19 protein-coding genes and 1 tRNA gene are annotated in these 21,972 nt (G+C 46.5%); 18 read left to right on the top strand and 2 right to left on the bottom strand.

Annotated elements, in window-relative coordinates:
* Positions 1-382 precede the first annotated feature (382 nt).
* The 12 genes from hisF (at position 383) to AC58U0_RS18470 (ending at position 13,417) form a co-directional block, all read left to right on the top strand.
* Positions 383-1,141: an imidazole glycerol phosphate synthase subunit HisF gene (gene hisF, locus AC58U0_RS18415; RefSeq protein ID WP_497380429.1), complete on the top strand. Its 759-nt coding sequence runs from the start codon at positions 383-385 to the stop codon at positions 1,139-1,141.
* Positions 1,138-1,800, top strand: coding sequence for a bifunctional phosphoribosyl-AMP cyclohydrolase/phosphoribosyl-ATP diphosphatase HisIE (gene hisIE / locus AC58U0_RS18420; RefSeq protein WP_497380430.1), 663 nt, complete (start codon positions 1,138-1,140; stop codon positions 1,798-1,800). The genes hisF and hisIE overlap by 4 nt, the downstream gene beginning before the upstream one ends.
* Before the next feature lie 27 nt (positions 1,801-1,827).
* The gene (gene hisJ / locus AC58U0_RS18425) at positions 1,828-2,634 is read left to right on the top strand and encodes a histidinol-phosphatase HisJ (RefSeq protein ID WP_497380431.1); all 807 of its coding nucleotides are present in this window, start codon (positions 1,828-1,830) and stop codon (positions 2,632-2,634) included.
* Positions 2,635-2,709: 75 nt separating this feature from the next.
* Positions 2,710-3,660 (top strand): ribose-phosphate diphosphokinase, encoded by a 951-nt coding sequence (locus tag AC58U0_RS18430; RefSeq protein WP_057302624.1) that lies wholly within the window; start codon positions 2,710-2,712, stop codon positions 3,658-3,660.
* A gap of 309 nt (positions 3,661-3,969) precedes the next feature.
* The gene (locus AC58U0_RS18435) at positions 3,970-5,706 is read left to right on the top strand and encodes a tetratricopeptide repeat protein (protein WP_497380432.1); all 1,737 of its coding nucleotides are present in this window, start codon (positions 3,970-3,972) and stop codon (positions 5,704-5,706) included.
* A 180-nt stretch (positions 5,707-5,886) separates the two neighbouring features.
* Entirely contained in the window at positions 5,887-6,834 is a 948-nt protein-coding gene (gene trxB / locus AC58U0_RS18440; protein ID WP_057302622.1) for a thioredoxin-disulfide reductase, read from the top strand.
* Positions 6,835-7,152: 318 nt separating this feature from the next.
* Complete coding sequence (locus AC58U0_RS18445) at positions 7,153-8,100, top strand: ROK family glucokinase (RefSeq protein WP_497380433.1); 948 nt, start codon at positions 7,153-7,155, stop codon at positions 8,098-8,100.
* Positions 8,101-8,176: 76 nt separating this feature from the next.
* A complete protein-coding gene (rapZ, locus tag AC58U0_RS18450) occupies positions 8,177-9,064 on the top strand; it encodes an RNase adapter RapZ (protein WP_056833528.1) in 888 nt (295 codons plus the stop codon).
* Positions 9,065-9,095: 31 nt separating this feature from the next.
* A complete protein-coding gene (locus AC58U0_RS18455) occupies positions 9,096-10,079 on the top strand; it encodes a gluconeogenesis factor YvcK family protein (RefSeq protein ID WP_057302620.1) in 984 nt (327 codons plus the stop codon).
* A 5-nt stretch (positions 10,080-10,084) separates the two neighbouring features.
* Positions 10,085-11,017 carry a DNA-binding protein WhiA gene (whiA, locus tag AC58U0_RS18460; protein ID WP_029195994.1) on the top strand — a complete coding sequence of 311 codons (933 nt, stop codon included), beginning with the start codon at positions 10,085-10,087 and terminating at the stop codon, positions 11,015-11,017.
* 148 nt (positions 11,018-11,165) lie between these two features.
* Entirely contained in the window at positions 11,166-11,435 is a 270-nt protein-coding gene (locus AC58U0_RS18465; protein ID WP_028555561.1) for an HPr family phosphocarrier protein, read from the top strand.
* A gap of 212 nt (positions 11,436-11,647) precedes the next feature.
* On the top strand, positions 11,648-13,417 hold the full coding sequence (locus tag AC58U0_RS18470; RefSeq protein WP_497380434.1) for a stalk domain-containing protein: 1,770 nt from the start codon (positions 11,648-11,650) through the stop codon (positions 13,415-13,417).
* Positions 13,418-13,602: 185 nt separating this feature from the next.
* Here the strand turns inward: AC58U0_RS18470 and clpP are convergent, their stop codons facing one another.
* Together clpP and AC58U0_RS18480 are read right to left on the bottom strand one after the other, a co-directional pair.
* Entirely contained in the window at positions 13,603-14,184 is a 582-nt protein-coding gene (gene clpP, locus AC58U0_RS18475; protein WP_029195996.1) for an ATP-dependent Clp endopeptidase proteolytic subunit ClpP, read from the bottom strand.
* Positions 14,185-14,415: 231 nt separating this feature from the next.
* Positions 14,416-14,487, bottom strand: a tRNA-Arg gene (locus tag AC58U0_RS18480).
* 304 nt (positions 14,488-14,791) lie between these two features.
* Here AC58U0_RS18480 and AC58U0_RS18485 point away from each other — a divergent pair.
* From AC58U0_RS18485 to eno, 6 genes are all read left to right on the top strand, one after another.
* Positions 14,792-15,814: a sugar-binding transcriptional regulator gene (locus AC58U0_RS18485; RefSeq protein ID WP_497380436.1), complete on the top strand. Its 1,023-nt coding sequence runs from the start codon at positions 14,792-14,794 to the stop codon at positions 15,812-15,814.
* 85 nt (positions 15,815-15,899) lie between these two features.
* Positions 15,900-16,907 carry a type I glyceraldehyde-3-phosphate dehydrogenase gene (gene gap / locus AC58U0_RS18490; protein WP_057302617.1) on the top strand — a complete coding sequence of 336 codons (1,008 nt, stop codon included), beginning with the start codon at positions 15,900-15,902 and terminating at the stop codon, positions 16,905-16,907.
* Positions 16,908-17,066: 159 nt separating this feature from the next.
* A complete protein-coding gene (locus AC58U0_RS18495; protein WP_497380437.1) occupies positions 17,067-18,248 on the top strand; it encodes a phosphoglycerate kinase in 1,182 nt (393 codons plus the stop codon).
* Between the two features lie 69 nt (positions 18,249-18,317).
* Positions 18,318-19,070 carry a triose-phosphate isomerase gene (tpiA, locus tag AC58U0_RS18500; RefSeq protein ID WP_497380438.1) on the top strand — a complete coding sequence of 251 codons (753 nt, stop codon included), beginning with the start codon at positions 18,318-18,320 and terminating at the stop codon, positions 19,068-19,070.
* A gap of 1 nt (position 19,071) precedes the next feature.
* Positions 19,072-20,610, top strand: coding sequence for a 2,3-bisphosphoglycerate-independent phosphoglycerate mutase (gpmI, locus tag AC58U0_RS18505; RefSeq protein ID WP_497380439.1), 1,539 nt, complete (start codon positions 19,072-19,074; stop codon positions 20,608-20,610).
* Between the two features lie 34 nt (positions 20,611-20,644).
* Positions 20,645-21,937, top strand: a complete 1,293-nt coding sequence (eno, locus tag AC58U0_RS18510) for a phosphopyruvate hydratase (RefSeq protein WP_047678993.1) — start codon at positions 20,645-20,647, stop codon at positions 21,935-21,937.
* Positions 21,938-21,972: the final 35 nt, after the last annotated feature.

Genomic DNA, 21,972 nt, shown 5'->3' on the forward strand with positions numbered 1-21,972 from the left:
AGAAAGAGGTCTAATAGTACAATTGGTTATTTGTCGCCATTGCAATTTGAACAGTTGTACTACGAAAGTGCAGCTTAGCTAAGTGGTGTCCACTTTCTTGACAGAAGAGCATATCGTCTCTTATTTGGTGCGATAGGACGGGTTAGACACAGATAGAAGCTTCTATGGACTCTTATTTCAGGTCAAAAGTGTGAATAGGGTTGGTTTCGGGGAAATAGAAGCCTGGAAAGACTCTTATTTGGAATGATTTAGCCAGTTTTGCAGAAATAGAGGCTCTTAAAGACTCTTATTCGATGCAAAGCCAAGGAGCTATATTGTGCAAAGTTAGCCTGCCAGTTGTTTTTCACAATTAGAAGTTTAGTTTAGGAAAGAGGTGCCCATCATGTTAGCCAAAAGAATTATACCTTGCCTAGACGTCAAGGATGGCAGGGTGGTCAAGGGCGTTAATTTCGTTAATCTGCGCGATGCAGGCGATCCGGTGGAGCTGGCAGCGATTTATGATAAAGAGGGCGCGGATGAACTGGTGTTCCTCGATATTTCGGCTTCGGTAGAGGGACGGGCGACGATGGTAGAGGTTGTCCGTCAAACGGCAGGAGAGATTACGATCCCTTTCACCGTTGGCGGCGGCATTTCCAGTGTGGACGATATGAAACGCCTGCTTCGCGCCGGAGCAGATAAAATCGGGATCAACACAGCGGCGGTTCGTAATCCTCAGCTCGTTTCGGATGGAGCGCGGAAGTTCGGTTCCCAATGTATTGTCGTTGCCATTGATGCGAAATTTAATGCAGAGTGGGGCGAGTGGGAAGTGTTCACGCATGGCGGACGCAACGCCACTGGCATTAAGACATTGGAGTGGGCGAAACGTATGGAAGAGCTTGGCGCAGGAGAAATCCTGCTTACTAGCATGGATGCGGACGGGACGAAGGACGGCTTTGATTTGAAGCTAACGCGTGCCGTGTCCGAGCTGCTCACGATTCCTGTGATTGCTTCCGGGGGAGCGGGCAGAGCGGAACATTTCTACGATGTATTCACTGAAGGCAAAGCCGATGCAGGGCTGGCGGCAACTATTTTTCATTATAAAGAGTTAACGATTCAAGGGGTCAAAGACGACCTTAAAGGTAAAGGGGTTGAAATCCGATGACATTTTCAATAGATCAGATTACTTATGATGCGCAGGGTCTTGTACCTGCCATCGTACAGGACGCAGTCAGCAAAGAAGTGCTTATGCTTGCTTACATGAATAGCGAGTCATTGCAGCGCACGATACAAACAGGTGATACTTGGTTCTGGAGTCGTTCCCGCGGGGAGCTGTGGAACAAAGGGGCAACTTCCGGTCATACGCAAAAGGTGAAATCACTGCGTTACGACTGCGATGCAGACACGCTTCTGGTTCTCGTGGAACAAGTGGGACCTGCTTGCCACAATGGTACTTATACGTGCTTCACAGCTAACATCCCTCTAGAAACACAAGGTTCTGCACAAGAAGATGCACCTACTGCCTCTGCTGGTGATCGTTTCGCGATCCTTGGCGAGTTGGAGGCTGTTATTGCTTCGCGTGACGCTGAGCGTCCTGAGGGCGCTTATACAACGTACCTTTTCGAAAAAGGTGTCGATAAGATTCTCAAAAAAGTCGGCGAAGAAACAGCCGAAGTGATTATCGCAGCCAAAAACAAAGATAACGATGAGCTTCGCTATGAAGCGAGTGATCTTATTTTCCACTTAATGGTCCTTTTACGTAATAATAAATTGCCTTTGGATGATATAATGAAAGAGCTGGCCAATCGTCACGTCAAAAAATAAATAAAAACGACCTGGAGTGAATTCACGATGTTGATTGATTATCATACACATCATGTGCGCTGCGGTCACGCCTCCGGGGAACTGGAGGAATACGTCAAACGCGGCATCGAGATCGGGCTCACACAGTTGGGGCTTTCGGATCATATGCCGCTTTTGCATGTGGACCCTGCGACTTATTGGCCGGAAATGGCCATGCCGATGGAAGAGCTGCCTCGCTATGTAGAGGAGTGTCTGCATCTTAAAGAGAAGTACAAAGATCAGATTGATATCCGTGTCGGGCTAGAAGGCGATTATATCGAAGGCTATGAGACGCAGATTGCCGCAATCATCCAAGCGTACCCATGGGACTATGTTATCGGTTCTGTCCATTTCCTTGGCGAGTGGGATATTTCTGATTTTAGGCAGCTAGCGGGTTGGGATGGCAAGGATATTTACGCCGTTTATACCCAATACTACGAGGCAGTGAAGAAAGCAGTCCGAACCGGACTGTATGACTATATCGGTCATATAGATATGATTAAACGATTTGGTTACGTCCCGGATCGTGATACATGGGAGCTTGAGAAGGCGGCACTGGACACTGTGAATGAATATGGGCTTGCCATCGAGCTGAATGCTTCTGGCTTGCGCCATCCGTGTAAAGAGATGTTCCCGAGCCGCCGAATGCTGGAATATTGTCATAAGGTGGGAATTCCACTCACGATAGGTTCGGATGCGCACCAGCCGGATCGGTTGTCCCAATATTTGGACGAAGCTAGGGAACTCTTGAAATCCGTTGGATTTAACGAAATAGCCACATTTTCTGCCCGAAAACGACATCTTGTGACTTTTTAATTTCGACATGTTTCATGTATAATGAGTAGGAACTGTATAATCTATTTAATGAACCTTCGGAGGTAACCATTAACCATGCATAGCGACAATGTTAAAATCTTTTCCGGATCTTCGAATCCGAAGCTTGCGGAACGTATTTGTAAAGAGCTCGGCCAGCCGCTTGGACAAATTAAGCTTTCCCGTTTTAAAAGCGGAGAAATTTACTGTCTTTACGAAGAAACGATTCGTAACTGTGACGTATTCCTGGTACAAACTTTTTCCCATCCAATTAATGAGCATATGATGGAACTTCTAGTCATGATGGATGCGGCGAAAAGAGCTTCTGCAAGAACGATCAACCTTGTCATCCCTTACTATGGTTACTCTCGTCAAGAACGTAAAGCTGCTCCCCGTGAGCCGATTTCTGCTAAATTAGTAGCTGACTTGTTCAGTGCAGCAGGTGCAACTCGTGTTGTAACGATTGACCTTCATGCACCTGCGATTCAAGGCTTCTTCAATATTCCGGTGGATCATCTGACAGCTCTCGATCTTATCAGTGATTGCATCAAGAAGAAAAACTTACCTAACCCGATCATCGTATCTCCAGATGCGGGACGTGCGACAACCGCTGAAAAAATGGCGAACATTCTCGATGCGCCATTCGCGATGATGATTAAAAAACGCCCAGAACACAATGAGTCTGTGATTACTCACGTCATTGGTGATGTTGTAGGACGTACGCCGATCATTATCGAGGATTTGATCGATACCGGCACGACGATTGTCAATGTTGTTGAGAGTCTGAAGGAAAGAGGAGCGCATGATGTATATATCTGTGCGACACACCCTGTATTCTCCGGACCTGCCTTGCAGCGTTTAGATCACCCTAGCATTAAGGAAGTCATCATCACGGACTCCATTGCGATTCCGGAAGGACATTCCGATAAATTCAATGTGCTTTCAGTAGCACCGCTATTGTCAGATGCGATTCGCATTATCAACGAAGGCGGATCCCTATCTTCCCTCTTCAAATACGGCGGCGTATAAGCGGAAGCTTAAAAAATCGCCTTTGAAAACGAAGGTTACTCTGGAAGTAGCTCGGCGTCGAATCTTGAACGAAATCCGGGAACTGTGGTACTCACGTAGGCTTACCTACGCTCCGTTCCTCGTTCCTCGGATTTCGTTCAACCTTCTCGGTTTTGAAAGCCGACTTTTAAAGCCACTATTGCACAAGGGTCTAGAGCGGAGATTAAGACCAGAACTATAGACCAGATCTTACCTTCGGATTATGTTTTTGGCTTCCAAGCGATCTATGGTATAATTTGAGTGTAATCAAATTGCCGGAGGTGTCTTGCTATGGAAAAGATTAAGCGTGTGTCCGAAGCGCCAAAGCCTAAAGTTATCTCAATTAACATGGATGCCGCATTCTTTTTCGAGAGAGCGGTTCAATCTTTGGATCGGTTTCATTATGATAAGGCATTGAAATATTTCCGGCGAGCTGCAGAGTATGAGCAGGATAACCCTGTGAATCACTGTAATCTCGCAGGAGTTCTCTCCGAAATGGGCAATTATGACGAGTCGAACCAAATTCTGCAGCATGTCCTTGATACGATCGATCCCGAGATGACGGAATGTCACTTTTATATGGCAAACAACTATGCCAACATGGAAAATTTCGAGCAGGCCGAACAAGCGTTGGTTCGATATTTGGAAACTGACCCAACAGGTCAATTCATGGATGAGTCCGAAGAAATGATGGAAATGCTGAGCTACGAGCTTGAACGTCCCGCCCCTCTCACTAGCATTAAGAGTCGAGAAGGGCTCTTCGAGCATGATAAAGCCCGTGCGCTTCTCGAAGAGGGGAAATTCGCTGAAGCTGTGAGGCAGTTAGAGAAATTGGTGAAGAATCAGCCTGATTTCACAGCTGCCCGCAACAATCTGGCCCTTGCTTATTACTATATGGGTCAGTTTGAGAAGGCGATGGAAACGATTCGTGCGGTGCTCGACATCGATGCCGGAAATCTGCATGCACTATGTAACATGGCCATTTTCCATCAGCATTTCGGTAACAAGGAGGAGTTAGCTGAGCTAACATCTCTATTGTGCAAGACGTTTCCTTTTCAGCAGGATCATGTGTTCAAGCTTGCTACAACAATGGGTATCCTTTCTGAGCATGAGAAGGCATACCACTTGTTTAAGCGACTGCTTAAAGCAGGAGACGGGACAGCAGACCCTTGCCTCTATCATTACGCAGCGGTAGCAGCCAGCCACATCGGTCGATTCGGCGAAGCTTACCGTTATTGGAAACAAGCCGAGAAGCTTGATCCTGGTGCCGAAATCTCCAAGTTTTATTTGGAGCAGCTGCGCTCACGCGAGAAGGTCGAAGGGCCGCTAACGTGGAGCTATCATTACCATCTGCCTTTCGAAGAGCAGTTTAGGGTATTGGAGAAATCCACGCAAGGAATCCCAGACCAATTGAAGAAAGATCCATTAGTGCGATCCTCCTTCTTCTGGGCTTTACGCCATGGTGATATCGAGACGAAGCTGCAGGTGATCCAAGCGTTCGGCTTAATTGCTGATAATGAAGTGAGAGATGCTTTGCAGGATTTCATCCTAGATCGTCAAGAGGATGACTATTTGAAACGAGTTGCTATTTTCGTGCTCCGCAGCATGGGGATCCGAGAGTCACTTCCAGCTTATCTTGAGAATCAAGAGATTACGGTGGAGGCCTCTCCATACTCGCCGCATTTGCCTATTTGGGATGCCAAATGGCAGAGTGTGATGGAAACGGCGCTATCGCATATGCACAAACGCTATGATATGGTTCAACAGTATGATTTGGAAATTCTATGGGTTGAATTTCTAACGAAGGTCTACCCGGGCGTGCCTAAGATTCATAAATCCGAGGGCTGGGCGGCAGCGTTAGAATATTTGATCGCCAAAATGCATCGCCGAGCTATTTCCTACCAGGAAGTATCTACACGCTATGGCGTTACAGTCTCGACAGTAAGCCGCAATGTAAAGTTGATTGATGACACGTGCGGTTTACGTGAGAAAATGGAAGCTATTTTCAACAAATTCACGAGTATTTGATAGCCAGTCTTTTGCCTTGTCAAAAGACTTGGCTTTCATACATAAATAAAGCGGCGGTTTCAACTGCTCGCATGGAAGCACAATAAAGCGGAGCATACGAAGGCTGTCTTGCTGAAGCAAAACACAGGCGATGCTTACGTAGATAGCTTTCCTGAGGAAAGCACCTAGGAGGGAAACCATATGTACAAATCAGTCGTTGTAGGAACAGGACCATCCGGTCTAACAGCAGCCATTTATTTAGCGCGAGCCAACCTTAGCCCACTCGTTATTGAGGGGCCAGAGCCAGGCGGACAGCTTACCACTACTACCGAAGTAGAGAACTTCCCCGGCTTCCCTGAAGGGATTATGGGTCCTGAATTAATGGAGAATATGCGTAAGCAAGCAGAACGTTTCGGCGCCGAATTCAAAACCGGTTGGGTGAACTCTGTTGAGCTGACGAATCGTCCGTTTAAACTGCAAGTTGAAGGTCTTGGCGAGATCGAGACAGAAACACTGATTATCTCCACAGGTGCTTCTGCCAGATTGCTGGGAATTACCAATGAAAGAGAAAACATCGGACGCGGCGTAAGTACTTGCGCAACGTGTGATGGCTTCTTCTTCCGCGGCAAAAAGATTGTTGTTGTTGGTGGCGGTGACTCCGCCATGGAAGAGGCGAATTTCCTTACTCGCTTTGCTTCGGAAGTTCGCTTAGTCCACCGTCGCGATGAACTTCGCGCTTCGAAGATTATGCAGGACCGTGCTCGCGGCAACGAAAAAGTGAAATGGGCACTGAATAATACACCGCTTGAAGTTGTAGCTGGTGAAAAAGGTGTAACAGGCCTGAAGGTCAAAAATAACGAAACCGGTGAAGATGAAATCATCGAAACGGATGGTATCTTTGTAGCTATCGGCCATACACCGAATACGAAGTTCTTAGGTGGACAAATCGATACGGATGAGCAAGGCTATATTATTGTGAAGCCAGGCACGACGGAGACGAATATCCCTGGTGTATTTGCTTGTGGTGACGTGCAAGACACGAAGTATCGTCAAGCGATTACAGCGGCAGGAAGTGGATGCGCAGCTGCCCTGGAAGCTGAGAAGTTCCTAGAAGGCAACATCGTACACGATTGGAGCCAGTCGCTGTAAGTGGTCTGAAGTCTTTACAGCAAACGTGGAGGGCTAAACTCTCCACGTTTTCTCATTTCTTTGGAGCTGTTGAATCTTGACCAGTTTACAGGCTTGACTTATAGTTGGAACAGGAGCATAAGTAAACCCCACAAAGTGACACTGTGACTCTTCGAAGCATATTCCATCCGCAGCGACGATAGCTCGCTCGGCGTTTAAACTTTCCGCTTAAAGCCGCTAAGCTTCTTCGACTTACTTCGATGGGAGTTTATACATTACTTTGCGGGGACCCCGGAAAATGTCCGAAAATTATATGAATATTCATGAGGTGACCTTGCAATGTCAGATCAGATTTATATCGGTGTAGATTTAGGCGGTACGAATATCAAAGTGGGTATCTGCGACGAGCAGGGGAAACTGCTGCAAACGTTTGAAGGCCCTACAGGCGCGGAGAATGGTTCTGATTTTGTAATTGAGCGAATTGCGCAGTATGTACGCCAAATTGTCGAAGAGTCTCCGTTTGATTGGGAGCAAGTGGCTGGTATTGGCGCAGGTTTAGCCGGATTCATGGATATTCCGGAAGGCTTCGTCAAATTCTCTCCAAATTTGCTATGGCACAATGTCCCTGCGAAGAAAATGCTGGAAGAATTTCTTGGTAAGACAGTTAAGATTGACAACGATGCCAATGTAGCTGCTCTAGGTGAAGCTTGGGCAGGCAGCGGAGCAGGAATTCCAAATGTGGTTTGCTATACACTTGGAACAGGTGTTGGCGGCGGGATTATTATTAACGGGAAAATTTATCAAGGTTCTACGGGTATGGCTGGAGAGCTGGGGCATATGTCCGTTGTGCCAGACATTGAAGCGATTCAGTGTGGATGTGGACAAATGGGTTGTCTAGAAACAGTTTCATCAGCGACAGGCATCGTTCGTATGGCTAATGAAGCGGTTGAACGCGGCGAGAAAACGTCATTAGCTCTTCATGAGAAGATTGAAGCGAAGCATGTCTTCGATGCAGCCAAGAGTGGAGATGAAGTATCCCTGCGCATCGTGAACCGTGCTGCATATTATATTGGACGTTCGATGGCTGCGATGGCTGTTATTATTAACCCGCAACGATTCATTATCGGTGGTGGTGTTTCTAAAGCAGGAGAAATTTTATTCCAACCGATTCGTGAAACCTTTAAGAAATACACGCCAGAGACAGCTTCTGAAGGTGTTGAGATCGTTCCTGCAACACTCGGTAACGACGCGGGCATTGTAGGCGCTGCTGGTTTGAATTTAAGATAGACGTAGTATGTACAGTTCGTATGGTTAGCGAATCTGAGTTGGCCTGCGAGAAGCACTCCAAAGGAAGGTGTCATTCATGGAAGAAAACCACCCTTTAGCGAAACTGGTCATAATTACAGGAATGTCAGGTGCAGGTAAGACGATTGCCGTACAGAGTCTAGAGGATCTAGGATTCTTCTGCGTCGATAATCTACCTCCTGTGCTGATTCCTAAATTTGCTGAGTTGATCGAGCAGTCGATGGGGAAAATCGGCAAAGTGGCACTGGTGATTGATTTGCGAGGGCGTGAATTTTTCACTGCACTTCAGGAGTCGCTTCGTTATATTCAAGAGAATTACACGCTTAGTTATGAAATTCTATTCCTAGATGCTACCGATGCGACGCTAGTACAGCGTTATAAGGAAAGTCGCCGCCGTCACCCGTTAGCTCCCGATGGAGCGCCGCTTGAAGGTATTGGTCTTGAGCGTAAACTGCTTGAAGAGCTGAAAGGCTTAGCCACACAGGTTATTGACACAAGCACGCTTAAGCCGGTGCAGCTTAAAGAAAGAATTATTTCCAGGTTTACCAATTTGGAAACAAACCGCATATCTATAAATGTAATCTCCTTCGGATTTAAGTATGGTGTCCCTATTGATGCTGATTTAATCTTCGATGTTCGCTTTTTACCGAATCCGCACTATGTGGAACAGCTTCGACCGCAGACAGGTCAAGATCCCGATGTGTATGACTACGTGATGAAGTGGAGCGAAACACAAGAGTTCCTGAATAAGCTGCTCGATATGCTGCATTTCTTAATGCCTCAATATAAGAAAGAAGGCAAGAGTCAGGTTGTTGTAGGCATAGGTTGCACTGGTGGTAAACATCGATCCGTCGCCATCACGGAATACCTCGGTAAGGTGATGGGGAACAGCGAAACCGAAACCGTGCGTTTGAGTCATCGAGACGCCGAGCGGGACCGTGTATAAGCAGTCCTACGATTAAGAGGGTGAAAGAAGTATGGAACATGTTGAATTACAACGCAAGCCCAGAATAGTCGTTATTGGCGGTGGAACAGGTCTTTCGGTTATGCTTAGAGGATTGAAGGAGAAGCCGGTTGATATTACAGCCATTGTGACGGTAGCGGATGATGGAGGAAGCTCAGGCATTCTCCGGAATGAATTGCAGATGCCGCCCCCAGGTGACATTCGCAGTGTGCTAACGGCCCTTGCTGATGTAGAGCCCTTGCTGTCGCTTATTCTGCAATACAGATTTCAAGTGGGTACAGGTTTAGCTGGACACAGTCTGGGAAATCTAATACTAGCAGCACTTACGGATATTACAGGTGACTTTGTAACTGCGGTTCAAGAGATGAACCGGGTATTTGCTGTCCGAGGTCGGGTGCTTCCCGCATCGAATCAAGCTATCGTGTTGAAAGCGATCATGGAAGATGGTACCTTAGTCGTAGGCGAGTCCAAGATTCCAAAAGCGGATGGACGCATCAAGCGTGTATTCATCGAGCCGGCTAATGTGACACCGCTAGCTGAAGCCGTTCAAGCTATACGCGAAGCAGATGCTATATTGTGCGGCCCCGGTAGTTTATATACCAGCTTGCTGCCAAATCTGCTTGTCCCAGGGATCGCGGAAGAGATTGTGAAATCGAATGCTGTAAAGTTGTTCATCTGCAATGTGATGACACAGCCAGGCGAAACCGACGATTACTCGGTCAGCGATCATCTGGATGCCATTTATGATCACCTAGGCCAACATTTGTTTGACTATGTGATTGTGAACAACGGGGAAATCCCTCCGCAAGTTCAGGCGAGATATGCGGAAAAGGGTTCGAAAGCGGTTCATTTGGACCTAGAAGAAGTCACGAAGAGAGGGTATCGGATTATTGCTGATCGACTCGTGCTATTTCGTACCTACCTTCGTCATGATGCAGAGAAATTGAGTGACCATATTTATCAGCTCGTCGAAAGCTGGATGTTAAGGAAGAAGTGAGTCCCTTGTCCTTTGCGGCAACAACCAAAAAAGAATTAACGCTAATTACAGATGCGGAAGCATGTTGTGAGAAAGCGGAGCTGTCGGCTTTGATTCGAATGAATGGATCTGTGCAGTTAACCAGCCAACGCGTCGTACTTGATATCTCCACCGAAAATGCAGCTATTGCTAGGCGGATATATACGCTAATCAAAAAGACGTACAAATTACACACGGAACTGCTCGTGCGTAAAAAAATGCGTTTGAAGAAGAATAACGTGTACATCGTTAGAGTTCCTGGTCAGGTTCAAGAGCTCCTCAGTGATCTGAAAATTGTTTCCGAAGGGTTCATCTTCACCACGGGAATTAACAAAGAGATCATTCGAGGCAACTGCTGCAAACGGGCCTATCTTCGTGGGGCATTCATGGCTGGAGGCTCGGTGAATAATCCCGAGGGTTCTTCTTATCATCTCGAGATTGCTTCGATTTACGAAGAGCATTGTAAGGCATTGTCACAGCTTGCGAACAAATTCGATTTGAATGCCCGCTGCATCGAGCGCAAAAAAGGTTTCGTCTTGTATATCAAGGAAGGCGAGAAGATCATCGAGTTTCTAAGTATCATTGGGGCACATCAAGCGCTTCTGCGCTTTGAGGATGTCCGGATCATGAAGGATATGCGTAACTCGGTGAATCGCATTGTCAATTGTGAAACAGCGAACCTCAACAAGACGATTGGTGCTGCTGTTAGACAGATCGAAAATATCCGCCTCCTGCAAAGGGAGGTTGGACTGGATAGCTTGCCTGAGAAGCTAAGAGAGGTTGCCGAAATAAGACTTCAGCATCCCGATCTGAATCTCAAGGAAGTTGGCGACATGCTTAAGGGCAGCGTAAGCAAATCCGGCGTCAATCATCGTCTGCGGAAAATCGACGAATTGGCTGAAAAACAGCGGAATTCGTAGATAAGAAGCCCCTGTACAGCGCATCTATAAGTTTTTCTCATTTTTTCTAGTGTACTTCGGGGAAAAATGCTATAATGTTAAAACATAGGGTATAGCACTGTTATCAATAGTAATTCATATAAGCTCCATATTAGGGGGAATTAGTTCCATGTCCAGACGTCCAGTCGTTGTGAAGTTGAGAACAGGACTTCATGCCAGACCTGCGGCATTGTTTGTTCAAGAGGCGAATAAATTTTCATCCGAGATCTTTGTTGAGAAGGATGAAAAGAAAGTGAATGCGAAAAGCATCATGGGAATTATGAGTCTTGCGATCAGTACAGGGACCGAAGTCTTCATAAGTGCAGAAGGTTCGGACGCCGAGCAGGCTGTAAACGCTTTAGTCACATTAGTTAGCAAGGAAGAATTGGAAAACCAATAATCCTTCAAAAGCTTCCTCTCGAGGAGGCTTTTTTGCGAGTGAAGTGGCCGTACAGTAGAGTAAAGTTTAATAAGTGTCAAATTTGTTAACAATTAGGGAAATTAGCAACCTTTTTCTCTTGTCGACGTCTAATGTACGTGGCTGGCGGAGGAAAGGGCTATTTGCCGTTTCTGCCGTGCTGCATTCAAATGTTAAAGGAGCCAGAGAAGAGAATGAAATTGAATTCGCTAAAAAAAGAGGTTACCCTCCTGCTTGCGTTCATCGTGTTTCTTGCTAGTACGATAACAGCGCCGGCAGCTTACGCGGTATCGACAAGCTCGTCCTTCATTTTACTTTATATCGATAAGTCAGAAGCTTTCGTGAATGAGGAGCAAATCCATTTGGAGTCTCCGTCTACGATAATCAATGGAAGTACATTTGTCCCTGCTAAGTTCCTTGGGGATACAATGGGTTTCAAGGTGGAATGGAATGATGCTTCGCGGACCATTCAGATGACCCCTCCGGGGTACAACATCGTTCTAGATGCTGATCATAAGACCGTTACGACCAATGGGGTAGATACGCCTTTTAACTCGGTTGCTGCGATCGTTAATGGAAAGCTTCTGGTGAAGCTAACATGGTTAGCAGACTATATGGGCGCGAAGTATAAATATAACAACGAACTTCGCCGAGTGGAAATCGTACACTTTAAGACGCCTGAAGGCATCTACATTGACCAGGATAGTAACTCCAGACCTGTAGCTAAGTTTACAACAGCAAAGCCTACATACCGTCTTGGAGAGCCTGTGAAGTATCTCGATCTTAGCTATGATCCCGATGCCGAAGGTATTGCGTCCTATGATTGGGCAGGTAATCAGGAAGCCTTTTTCAAACCAGGTAAATATCCGGTTACTTTGACGGTTAAAGATGGTCACGGACATGTAAGTAAATTGTTCAAAAGCTTTGTAACGGTGGTTAATGAACCTTATTTGACTGAAGTGGAATACCCGATTTATATGAAGCCGGTTGGTGGTTTCATCAAGTCAGACTGGGGCACGATTTGGGCTCATTTCAATGAGATGGCTCCTTTGCCTAAGAAAGTAACCGAAGTTCCAGGGCGTACGCTGCTAGTGAGTGACAGTCCGGAGGAATTTACAGAGAGTGGTATTCTGTACCGCGATAACATTAATGGTAAGGCGCGACTGTATGCCGATCACATCAACGGTACGAAGCAGAAGATGACCATGGCGATATTCGCAACGAATAACTCGGATAAACCAGTTAAGATCAAGACAACGAATAAAGGAGAGGTGTATCCCTCCGTTTATGCGAATTTGATCGGTAGCGAAGCGTCCGTAGACTTCCTTCTAGGCAATGTGTATACGGACGAACTGACGGTGCCTCCTCATGAGACTTACGTGTATGCAAAGCTTCCGGACTTCTATCCGGGACAGGGTGTGAACTTATTTTATGATGTAGAAACAGACGGTGAGCTGCAAATCTCATTCGGTGTGACGGATCGCATGCTGACGCCAACGATAGCGCAGGAGCTTCCGTTGTTGGGCTTCACAGGCCACGTACGCGGGACATTCCCGACATCGGAAATTAAATGGGATATAGACGCAACAAGCTTCACGAAAACGTCGGTACTAACGATTGGTGATAATAAGACGGATCCGTTCGTTAAAGGGTATGACGTGATGCGTAAGCAGAATGTGGAGAACGGCGGTAATTATGGCGTGGTCTATAAAATCCATGCGGATAAGCCGCGCAAAATGGCTGTTATGATTATGGCCAAAGGCGGTGTGTTCAAAGGACCATTCAAAATAAACGGTGAAATCATTCCGGTTCCTTATTCCGGTGTCATTACAGCATTTGACGGAATGGAAGTGCTAGCTCGTACAACAGGTACGGAAGACGCGTTGGAAATCGAGTTCACGCCTCCGGCAGGCTCGGCATTCCCGATTGACCTGATTTTCTATCCATTGGATGAGAAGAAATAAGATAAGTTTGAATAGATAAGAGCCTTTGGAGAATCCAGTGTTGCATAACACTAGTGTCTCTGGAGGCTCTTTTTTTCGAGCTTACGGCGGCGGTGAGAAGGGGAGAGTGGGGAGATCCAATAAAAAAACCAGCCGCACAACCGCTCATTTGAGCAGTCACTGCAGACTGGTTTTTATTTTACAAATTAGACGCGCTCGATGACTTTATCGATGAGTCCGTATTCGGCCGCTTCCGCAGCACTCATGAAGTTGTCGCGGTCTGTATCCTTTTCGATGCGCTCGAAAGTTTGACCCGTGCGCTCTGCTAGGATTTTGTTCAGGTTGTCTCTCATTTTCAAAATACGCTTAGCGCGGATTTCGATGTCTGAGGCTTGACCTTCAGCACCACCAAGTGGTTGGTGAATCATAACTTCGCTGTTAGGCAAAGCGTAACGTTTGCCTTTGGCACCTGCTGTGAGGAGGAATGCTCCCATAGAAGCAGCCATACCAACGCAGATCGTGGATACGTCTGGTTTAATGAACTGCATCGTGTCAAAGATGGCCATACCCGCTGTAATGGATCCGCCAGGGCTGTTGATGTAAAGCGAGATATCTTTATCAGGATCTTGTGCGGCCAAGAAAAGTAGCTGAGCAATGATGGAATTAGCCACAACATCGTTGACACCCGTGCCTAAGAAAATAATGCGGTCCTTCAGCAAGCGAGAGTAGATGTCATACCCTCTTTCACCGCGCGCGTCCTGTTCGACGACCATAGGAATAAAACTCATGAGAATGACCTCCTTGGGGTGGGTACATGGTTTAAAAGATGGATACGTGGAGTCAATGTGATCATAGAATAATGAAATTGATCTCCTTTGTACATACTGTTTACAGTATCTACAAGTATGATAACGAAAAAACCTCTGAAGGTCAAGAAAGGTCAAACTAACAATAAAAAAAATCAGCAAGGATGCTGATTTTGGCCAATCTTGTACTGATTCTGCTGTAATTCTTAGGAACGCGCCCGAAAGGAATCGAACCTTTATCTCAGGCTTCGGAGGCCTACGTCATATCCATTGGACCACGGGCGCATAAAAAGTTAAAAAGTGAAGCAAGGGTTATTATATGTCAGACGCCCAGAAAAAGCAAGACAGTAAGCCCTTTCAGCCCATATTAGTGAAAAATGTTTGAACAAATGTTGAATCTGGAAACAGAATTGGTTATAATGAAATAGTAAGCTATCAGAAAGCATTCACGCAGAACAATCTTCAGTGAATTCCTCTTTCTGATTTGGGAATTGGGTAAGGAACTTTTTTTTCGCCCGGGTGGGACACAAAATGTATACCCGGGACATAAAACGTCCATCGACGGATCAGGAGCGTTATAAGTCGTCATATGAGAGAAATTCTTGACATTCAGAAACAGCTCTTGCCGGATCTCATGGACATCATGAAGAAGCGGTACTCGATTCTACATCATATCTTAGTCTCCGGTGTTGTCGGACGCAGAACGTTAGCTTCTTCGCTCGATATGACCGAACGCGTGCTGCGCGGGGAAGTTGATTTCCTTAAGGAGCTTGGACTTCTCGAATCGGATGCAACAGGGATGAAGATTAGTGAATCGGGTCGTCAATTGCTTGAGGACATGCAGCCCATCATTAAGATGGCGTTTGGATTAACGGACTTGGAGGAAAGTATTGCTAAGTCATATGGCATCTCGCAAGTGATTGTTGTTCCTGGTGATTCTGACACTTCGGTATTTACGAAGAAGGAGCTAGGACGTGCAGGTGCAGCAGCACTCCGCAAGTACGTGTCCAAAGATGATATCATCGCTGTAACCGGCGGATCTACGATGGCGCAGATTGCCAATAACCTGGCGATATCCTCATCGATGAAAGGCAGCTGGTTCGTACCGGCTCGCGGTGGACTTGGTGAAAGTGTGGATATGCAGGCGAACACCATTGCTTCTATTATGGCCAAGAAAACAGGCGGTAAATACCGATTGCTGCATGTACCGGATCATCTCGGGGAGGAAGCGTATCAATCGCTTATCCAAGATCCGCAAATTCAAGAAGTTGTTGACGCTGTTCGCAGTTGTCGCATCGTTGTACACGGTATCGGGGATGCTATGGTCATGGCACGCAGACGTAAGGTCGACGCTGAGACGACACGCAGTCTGGAATCCGAGGGTGCTCTCGCAGAGGCGTTAGGATACTATTTTGACCGCCAAGGAAATGTGGTTCACAAGATGCCAACGGTAGGACTTCGTCTGGAGGATCTTCAGCGCATTGAAGTCGTCATTGGTGTAGCCGGCGGGAAGAGTAAAGGGGAAGCGATCGCTTCCGTGCTTCGTCACGGACAGGAAGATGTTCTTGTGACCGATGAGGCAGCAGCTTTGGAAATTATGAAACATGTTTAACGAAGACGAAAGACATCATAACGTATGCCTTCATCAGCAGCGTTTTGAAATATAATTATTTATTTAATCTTAGGAGGAATTGGCTATGACAACAAAAGTAGGTATTAACGGTTTCGGACGTATTGGTCGTAACGTATTTCGCGCAGCTTTGAACAATTCAGAAGTACAGATCGTTGCAGTAAACGATTTGACTGACGTTAAAACATTGGCTCATTTGCTCAAATATGACACAACTCACGGTAAACTAGACGCTACAGTTGAAGCTGGTGAAGGCGAATTGATCGTTAACGGTCGTTCCATCAAAGTTTTTGCTGAGCGTGACCCTGGGAACCTGCCTTGGGCATCTGTAGGCGCAGAAATCGTTATCGAATCTACTGGTATTTTCACAGCTAAAGAAAAAGCAGCCCTTCACTTGAAAGGCGGAGCTAAGAAAGTTATCATTTCCGCTCCAGCTTCCGACGAAGATATCACAATCGTACTTGGTGTGAACGAAGATAAATACGATCCAGCAGCTCACACAATTATCTCCAACGCTTCTTGTACAACAAACTGTCTGGCTCCTTTCGCGAAAGTTATCAACGATAGCTTCGGTATCGTAAAAGGTATGATGACAACTGTTCACTCTTACACAAATGACCAATCCGTGCTTGACGTTCCTCATAAAGACCTTCGTCGTGCTCGCGCAGCAGCTGAGAACATCATTCCTTCCAGCACTGGTGCAGCAAAAGCAATCGGTCTTGTTCTTCCTGAACTTAAAGGCAAATTGAACGGTATGGCTATGCGTGTTCCTACACCTAACGTATCCGTTACTGACTTGGTAGTTGAATTGAAAGTTAACGTAACAGTTGACGAAGTAAACGCAGCTCTGAAACAAGCTTCCGAAGGCCCTCTTAAAGGCATTTTGAATTACACGGAAGATCCGCTTGTATCCAGCGACTTCAATGGTGACCCAGCTTCCTCCACAATCGATGCTCTTTCCACAATGGTAGTTGGTGACAACATGCTGAAAGTGGTTTCCTGGTACGATAACGAGTGGGGCTACTCCAACCGTGTTGTTGACTTGGTAGCTTTCATCGCTAAAAAAGGTTTATAATTTACTAATCACAGATGTGAAAACACATGAAGGGGAGAAGAGATTCTCCTCTTTATGTGCGATTTACCCTAGAAAAGGTTGACAGGAAGTATACCCTACAAGGAGAGACTTTGAGCTCCGCTCAAAGATCCCTATATTACGTTCAGGAGGCTTTGACCTATGAGTAAGAAAAGTGTTCGCGATGTTGAAGTAGCTGGTAAAAGAGTATTTGTTCGCGTTGATTTCAACGTACCTGTAGAAAATGGTCAGATCACTGACGATACACGGATCAGAGAAACACTGCCTACGATTAAATTTTTAGTCGAAAAAGGTGCGAAAGTCATTCTTGCAAGTCACTTCGGACGTCCAAAAGGTCAAGTCGTTGAAGAATTGCGTTTAACACCTGTGGCTGCAAAATTGGCCGAATTGCTTGGTCAATCCGTGATTAAAGCGGATGTATCCGTTGGCGAAATCGTTAAAGCGCAAGTAGATGCTCTTGAAAATGGTGACGTTCTCTTGCTTGAAAACGTTCGTTTCAATGAAGGCGAAGAGAAGAATGATCCTGAATTGGCAAAAGCTTTTGCCGAGCTTGCAGACCTGTTCGTCAATGATGCATTTGGTGCAGCTCACCGTGCGCATGCTTCGACAGAAGGAATCGCACACTTCATTCCTGCGGTTTCCGGCTTATTGATGGAGAAAGAACTTGATGTTCTAGGTAAAGCATTGAACAACCCAGAGCGTCCTTTCACAGCCATCGTTGGCGGATCCAAAGTGAAAGACAAAATCGCTGTCATTAACAACCTCCTGAACATTGCAGATAACGTCCTTATTGGCGGCGGTCTGACATATACATTCCTGAAAGCACAAGGTCACGAAATCGGTAAATCTCTCGTGGATAACGAGAAACTCGACCTAGCGCTTAGCTTCATCGAGAAAGCCAAAGAAAAAGGCGTTAACTTCTTGATTCCAGTTGATATCGTAGTTGCTGATAAATTCGGCGCAGATGCGAACACACAAATCGTTGGCGTTGACGGCATTCCTGCTGATTGGGAAGGTATCGATATCGGACCGAAAACACGTGAACTATACGCAGACGTTATCGCGAAATCCAAACTAGTTGTTTGGAACGGACCGATGGGCGTTTTCGAAATCGAGCCTTTCTCCCATGGTACACGTGCCGTAGCGCAAGCTTGTGCAACTACTGAGGGTTACACCGTTATCGGTGGTGGCGATTCCGCTGCAGCAACTGAGAAATTCCACTTGGCTGAACAAATGAACCATATGTCCACAGGTGGCGGAGCTTCCTTGGAGTTTATGGAAGGTAAAGCATTGCCAGGCGTAGTAGCCTTGAACGATAAATAATGATTTTCACACAGTGAATGCTTACGATGCCAGTTATTCTGGCGAATAACTTTAAGGAGAGCCTATCCAATGAGTAGAAAACCGATTATCGCGGGTAACTGGAAAATGTTCAAAACCGTTTCCGAAGCTGTTAGCTTCGTGAACGAAGTAAAAGGCAGCACAGTGGAAGGCGTAGAAAGCGTAATTTGCTCTCCGTTCACGAACCTGCCAGCTCTAGTTGAAGCTGCAAAAGGTAGCGATGTTCATGTAGGCGCACAAAATCTGCATTTTGAAGACAATGGCGCGTTCACAGGTGAAATCAGCGGCGTTATGCTGAAAGATCTAGGCGTAGAGTACGTCATTATCGGTCACTCCGAGCGTAGAGCTTATTTCGCTGAGACAGACGAAATCGTGAACAAGAAAGTCGTAGCGGCTTTCAAACATGGCTTAACTCCAATCCTTTGCGTAGGCGAGAAGTTGGAAGAGCGCGAAGCGGGTCAAACGAAAGATGTTTGTAAAGTGCAAACAGAAGCAGCTTTTGCTGGTCTTAGCGCAGAGCAAGCAGCGCAAGTTGTTATTGCTTATGAGCCAATCTGGGCTATTGGTACAGGTAAATCTTCCACTGCTGAAGATGCACAAGATGTTATCGGCTACATTCGTCAGCTTGTGAGCGGTCTATACGGCGCGTCCGTAGCTGATGCGGTTCGCATTCAATACGGCGGCAGCGTGAAGCCGAACAACATTGCTGAGTATATGGCACAGCCTGACATTGACGGCGCACTTGTAGGCGGAGCGAGCTTAGAGCCAGCTTCCTACATCCAGCTTGTCCAGGGGGCGAAGTAACATGTCCAGACCGAAACCGGTAGCACTCATCATTCTCGATGGCTTCGGACTCCGCTCAGAAGAGCAGGGGAATGCGGTTGCTCATGCCAAAAAGCCTAACTACGACCGTTATTGGTCGAGTTATCCACATACAACACTTACCGCTAGCGGTGAGGCCGTAGGTTTGCCGGAAGGCCAGATGGGGAATTCTGAAGTGGGACACCTGAACATCGGCGCAGGCCGTATCGTTTATCAGGATCTGACGCGGATTTCCAAATCGATTCGTGATGGTGAATTTTACGATAATGAAACGATTCTAGGCGCATTTCATCATGCAAAAGAGAACGGAAAGAAACTGCACCTCTACGGACTGCTCTCCGATGGCGGGGTACATAGTCATATTCAGCATTTGTTCGCTTTGCTGGACTTGGCTAAAAAAGAACAATTTGATGATGTGTACATCCATGCTTTCTTAGATGGCCGCGACGTGGCTCCCGATTCTGCAAAGAGTTATATGGCCAGCCTGCAGCACAAAATCATGGAAGTCGGCGTAGGGCATATTGCGACCGTTCAAGGCCGCTATTATGCGATGGATCGCGATAAACGTTGGGAGCGGACGGAGAAATCCTACCGTGCCATGGTTTATGGCGAGGGCCCTGCTTACACAGATCCAATGAAAGCTATTGTTGAATCCTATGAGAAATCGATCTTCGACGAGTTCGTTATGCCAACGGTTATCGTTGGTGAGGACGGCAAGCCGGTAGGTCTTGTAGAATCAGGGGATGCTGTGATCTTCTTCAACTTCCGCCCTGACCGTGCGATTCAGCTATCGCAAGTCTTCACGAATGAAGATTTCCGCGGTTTTGACCGTGGTCCTAAAGCAGCTAAGAACCTGTACTACGTATGTCTGACACTGTTCAGTGAATCCGTAGACGGCTTCGTTGCCTACAAGCCTAAGGATCTGGACAATACCCTCGGAGAAGTGTTGGCTCAGAATGGTCTGAAGCAGCTTCGCGCAGCGGAAACTGAGAAATATCCGCACGTGACGTTCTTCTTCAGTGGTGGTCGGGATGCTGAATTGCCAGGTGAAACGCGTCTTCTCATTCCTTCGCCGAAAGTAGCTACGTACGATTTGCAACCAGAAATGAGTGCATATGAGTTGGCAGCTGCAGTAGTTAAGGAAGTCGAAGATGAGCGTCATGACGTGATCATTCTCAACTTCGCTAACCCTGACATGGTAGGTCACTCCGGTTTGCTGGAGCCTACGGTGAAAGCAATCGAAGCAACAGATGCTTGTCTAGGTCAAGTTGTAGAAGCGATCCTCGCCAAAGGCGGCGTGGTGTGCATTACAGCCGATCACGGGAATGCAGATGTTGTTACGAATGCAGATGGATCACGCAATACAGCACATACAACGAATCCTGTGCCTTTTATTGTTACGGACAAATCTGTTACACTAAGAGACGGCGGAATTTTGGCAGATATTGCCCCAACGATGTTAGACTTCTTAGAGGTTACACAACCGGAACAAATGACCGGGACAACCATCATAAAGCGCTAATTAAACCATAATATTAAAGGAGTGTTTTCTAACAATGACGATTATTTCTGATGTTTATGCACGCGAAGTATTGGATTCCCGCGGTAACCCGACAGTAGAGGTAGAAGTATATCTAGAGTCCGGCGCTTTCGGCCGCGCTATCGTACCTTCAGGCGCTTCCACAGGCGCATACGAGGCTGTTGAGCTTCGTGATGGTGACAAAGGCCGTTACCTAGGTAAAGGCGTTCTGAAAGCCGTTGAGAACGTAAACGAAATCATCGCTCCTGAAATCATCGGTCTAGATGCGCTTGATCAAGTTGGCATCGACCACAAAATGATCGAGCTTGACGGTACTCCTAACAAAGCAAAATTAGGCGCTAACGCAATCCTAGCTGTTTCCATGGCAGTAGCTCGCGCAGCTGCTGACGCTTTGGATGTTCCACTTTACGTATACCTTGGCGGATTCAACGCTAAGACGCTTCCAGTTCCTATGATGAACATCATCAACGGCGGGGCACATGCCGATAACAACGTTGACGTTCAAGAGTTCATGGTTCTCCCAGTAGGCGCGCCTACATTCAAAGAAGCTCTTCGCATTGGCGCTGAGATTTTCCATAGCTTGAAATCCGTATTGAAAGAAAAAGGCCTTAACACAGCTGTTGGCGACGAAGGCGGGTTCGCTCCTAACTTCACTTCCAACGAAGAAGCAATCACTACCATCCTTACAGCCATTGAAAAAGCTGGTTACAAACCAGGTGTTGATGTATTCTTGGGTATGGACGTAGCTTCCACTGAGTTCTTCAAAGATGGTAAATACCACCTTGAAGGCGAAGGCAAATCCTTCACATCCGCTGAGTGGGTTGACTTCCTTGCTGCATGGGTTGATAAATATCCAATCATCACAGTTGAAGATGGTTGTTCCGAAGACGATTGGGAAGGTTGGAAATTGCTTACTGAGAAATTGGGCAGCAAAGTACAACTGGTTGGTGACGATCTGTTCGTTACGAACACTGAGCGCCTTTCCACTGGTATCGAGCAAAACATCGGTAACTCCATCTTGGTTAAAGTTAACCAAATCGGTACACTTACTGAGACTTTTGATGCGATCGAAATGGCAAAACGCGCTGGTTATACAGCGGTTATCTCCCACCGTTCCGGTGAGAGCGAAGACAGCACAATCGCTGATATCGCTGTTGCTACAAATGCTGGTCAAATCAAAACAGGTGCTCCGTCCCGTACGGACCGTGTAGCGAAATACAATCAACTTCTTCGTATCGAAGACGAGTTGTTCACTGTAGCTCAATACGCTGGTAAAAAAGCATTCTACAACTTGAGAAACTTTAAATAATATAAATCGTAGTAAATAATTAAATAATTCCGGTG

It is taken from the genome of Paenibacillus sp. J31P190, from assembly GCF_059692075.1.

What these genes read in the sequence shown, in the direction of transcription:
- AC58U0_RS18470 (WP_497380434.1), top strand. Translation starts at nt 11,648, where the DNA reads ATGAAATTGAATTCGCTAAAAAAAGAGGTTACCCTCCTGCTTGCGTTC.
- AC58U0_RS18435 (WP_497380432.1), top strand. Translation starts at nt 3,970, where the DNA reads ATGGAAAAGATTAAGCGTGTGTCCGAAGCGCCAAAGCCTAAAGTTATC.
- hisF (WP_497380429.1), top strand. Translation starts at nt 383, where the DNA reads ATGTTAGCCAAAAGAATTATACCTTGCCTAGACGTCAAGGATGGCAGG.
- gpmI (WP_497380439.1), top strand. Translation starts at nt 19,072, where the DNA reads ATGTCCAGACCGAAACCGGTAGCACTCATCATTCTCGATGGCTTCGGA.
- clpP (WP_029195996.1), bottom strand. Translation starts at nt 14,184, where the DNA reads ATGAGTTTTATTCCTATGGTCGTCGAACAGGACGCGCGCGGTGAAAGA.
- AC58U0_RS18445 (WP_497380433.1), top strand. Translation starts at nt 7,153, where the DNA reads ATGTCAGATCAGATTTATATCGGTGTAGATTTAGGCGGTACGAATATC.
- trxB (WP_057302622.1), top strand. Translation starts at nt 5,887, where the DNA reads ATGTACAAATCAGTCGTTGTAGGAACAGGACCATCCGGTCTAACAGCA.
- AC58U0_RS18495 (WP_497380437.1), top strand. Translation starts at nt 17,067, where the DNA reads ATGAGTAAGAAAAGTGTTCGCGATGTTGAAGTAGCTGGTAAAAGAGTA.
- tpiA (WP_497380438.1), top strand. Translation starts at nt 18,318, where the DNA reads ATGAGTAGAAAACCGATTATCGCGGGTAACTGGAAAATGTTCAAAACC.
- hisJ (WP_497380431.1), top strand. Translation starts at nt 1,828, where the DNA reads ATGTTGATTGATTATCATACACATCATGTGCGCTGCGGTCACGCCTCC.
- AC58U0_RS18465 (WP_028555561.1), top strand. Translation starts at nt 11,166, where the DNA reads ATGTCCAGACGTCCAGTCGTTGTGAAGTTGAGAACAGGACTTCATGCC.
- AC58U0_RS18485 (WP_497380436.1), top strand. Translation starts at nt 14,792, where the DNA reads ATGAGAGAAATTCTTGACATTCAGAAACAGCTCTTGCCGGATCTCATG.
- gap (WP_057302617.1), top strand. Translation starts at nt 15,900, where the DNA reads ATGACAACAAAAGTAGGTATTAACGGTTTCGGACGTATTGGTCGTAAC.
- hisIE (WP_497380430.1), top strand. Translation starts at nt 1,138, where the DNA reads ATGACATTTTCAATAGATCAGATTACTTATGATGCGCAGGGTCTTGTA.
- rapZ (WP_056833528.1), top strand. Translation starts at nt 8,177, where the DNA reads ATGGAAGAAAACCACCCTTTAGCGAAACTGGTCATAATTACAGGAATG.
- AC58U0_RS18455 (WP_057302620.1), top strand. Translation starts at nt 9,096, where the DNA reads ATGGAACATGTTGAATTACAACGCAAGCCCAGAATAGTCGTTATTGGC.
- eno (WP_047678993.1), top strand. Translation starts at nt 20,645, where the DNA reads ATGACGATTATTTCTGATGTTTATGCACGCGAAGTATTGGATTCCCGC.
- AC58U0_RS18430 (WP_057302624.1), top strand. Translation starts at nt 2,710, where the DNA reads ATGCATAGCGACAATGTTAAAATCTTTTCCGGATCTTCGAATCCGAAG.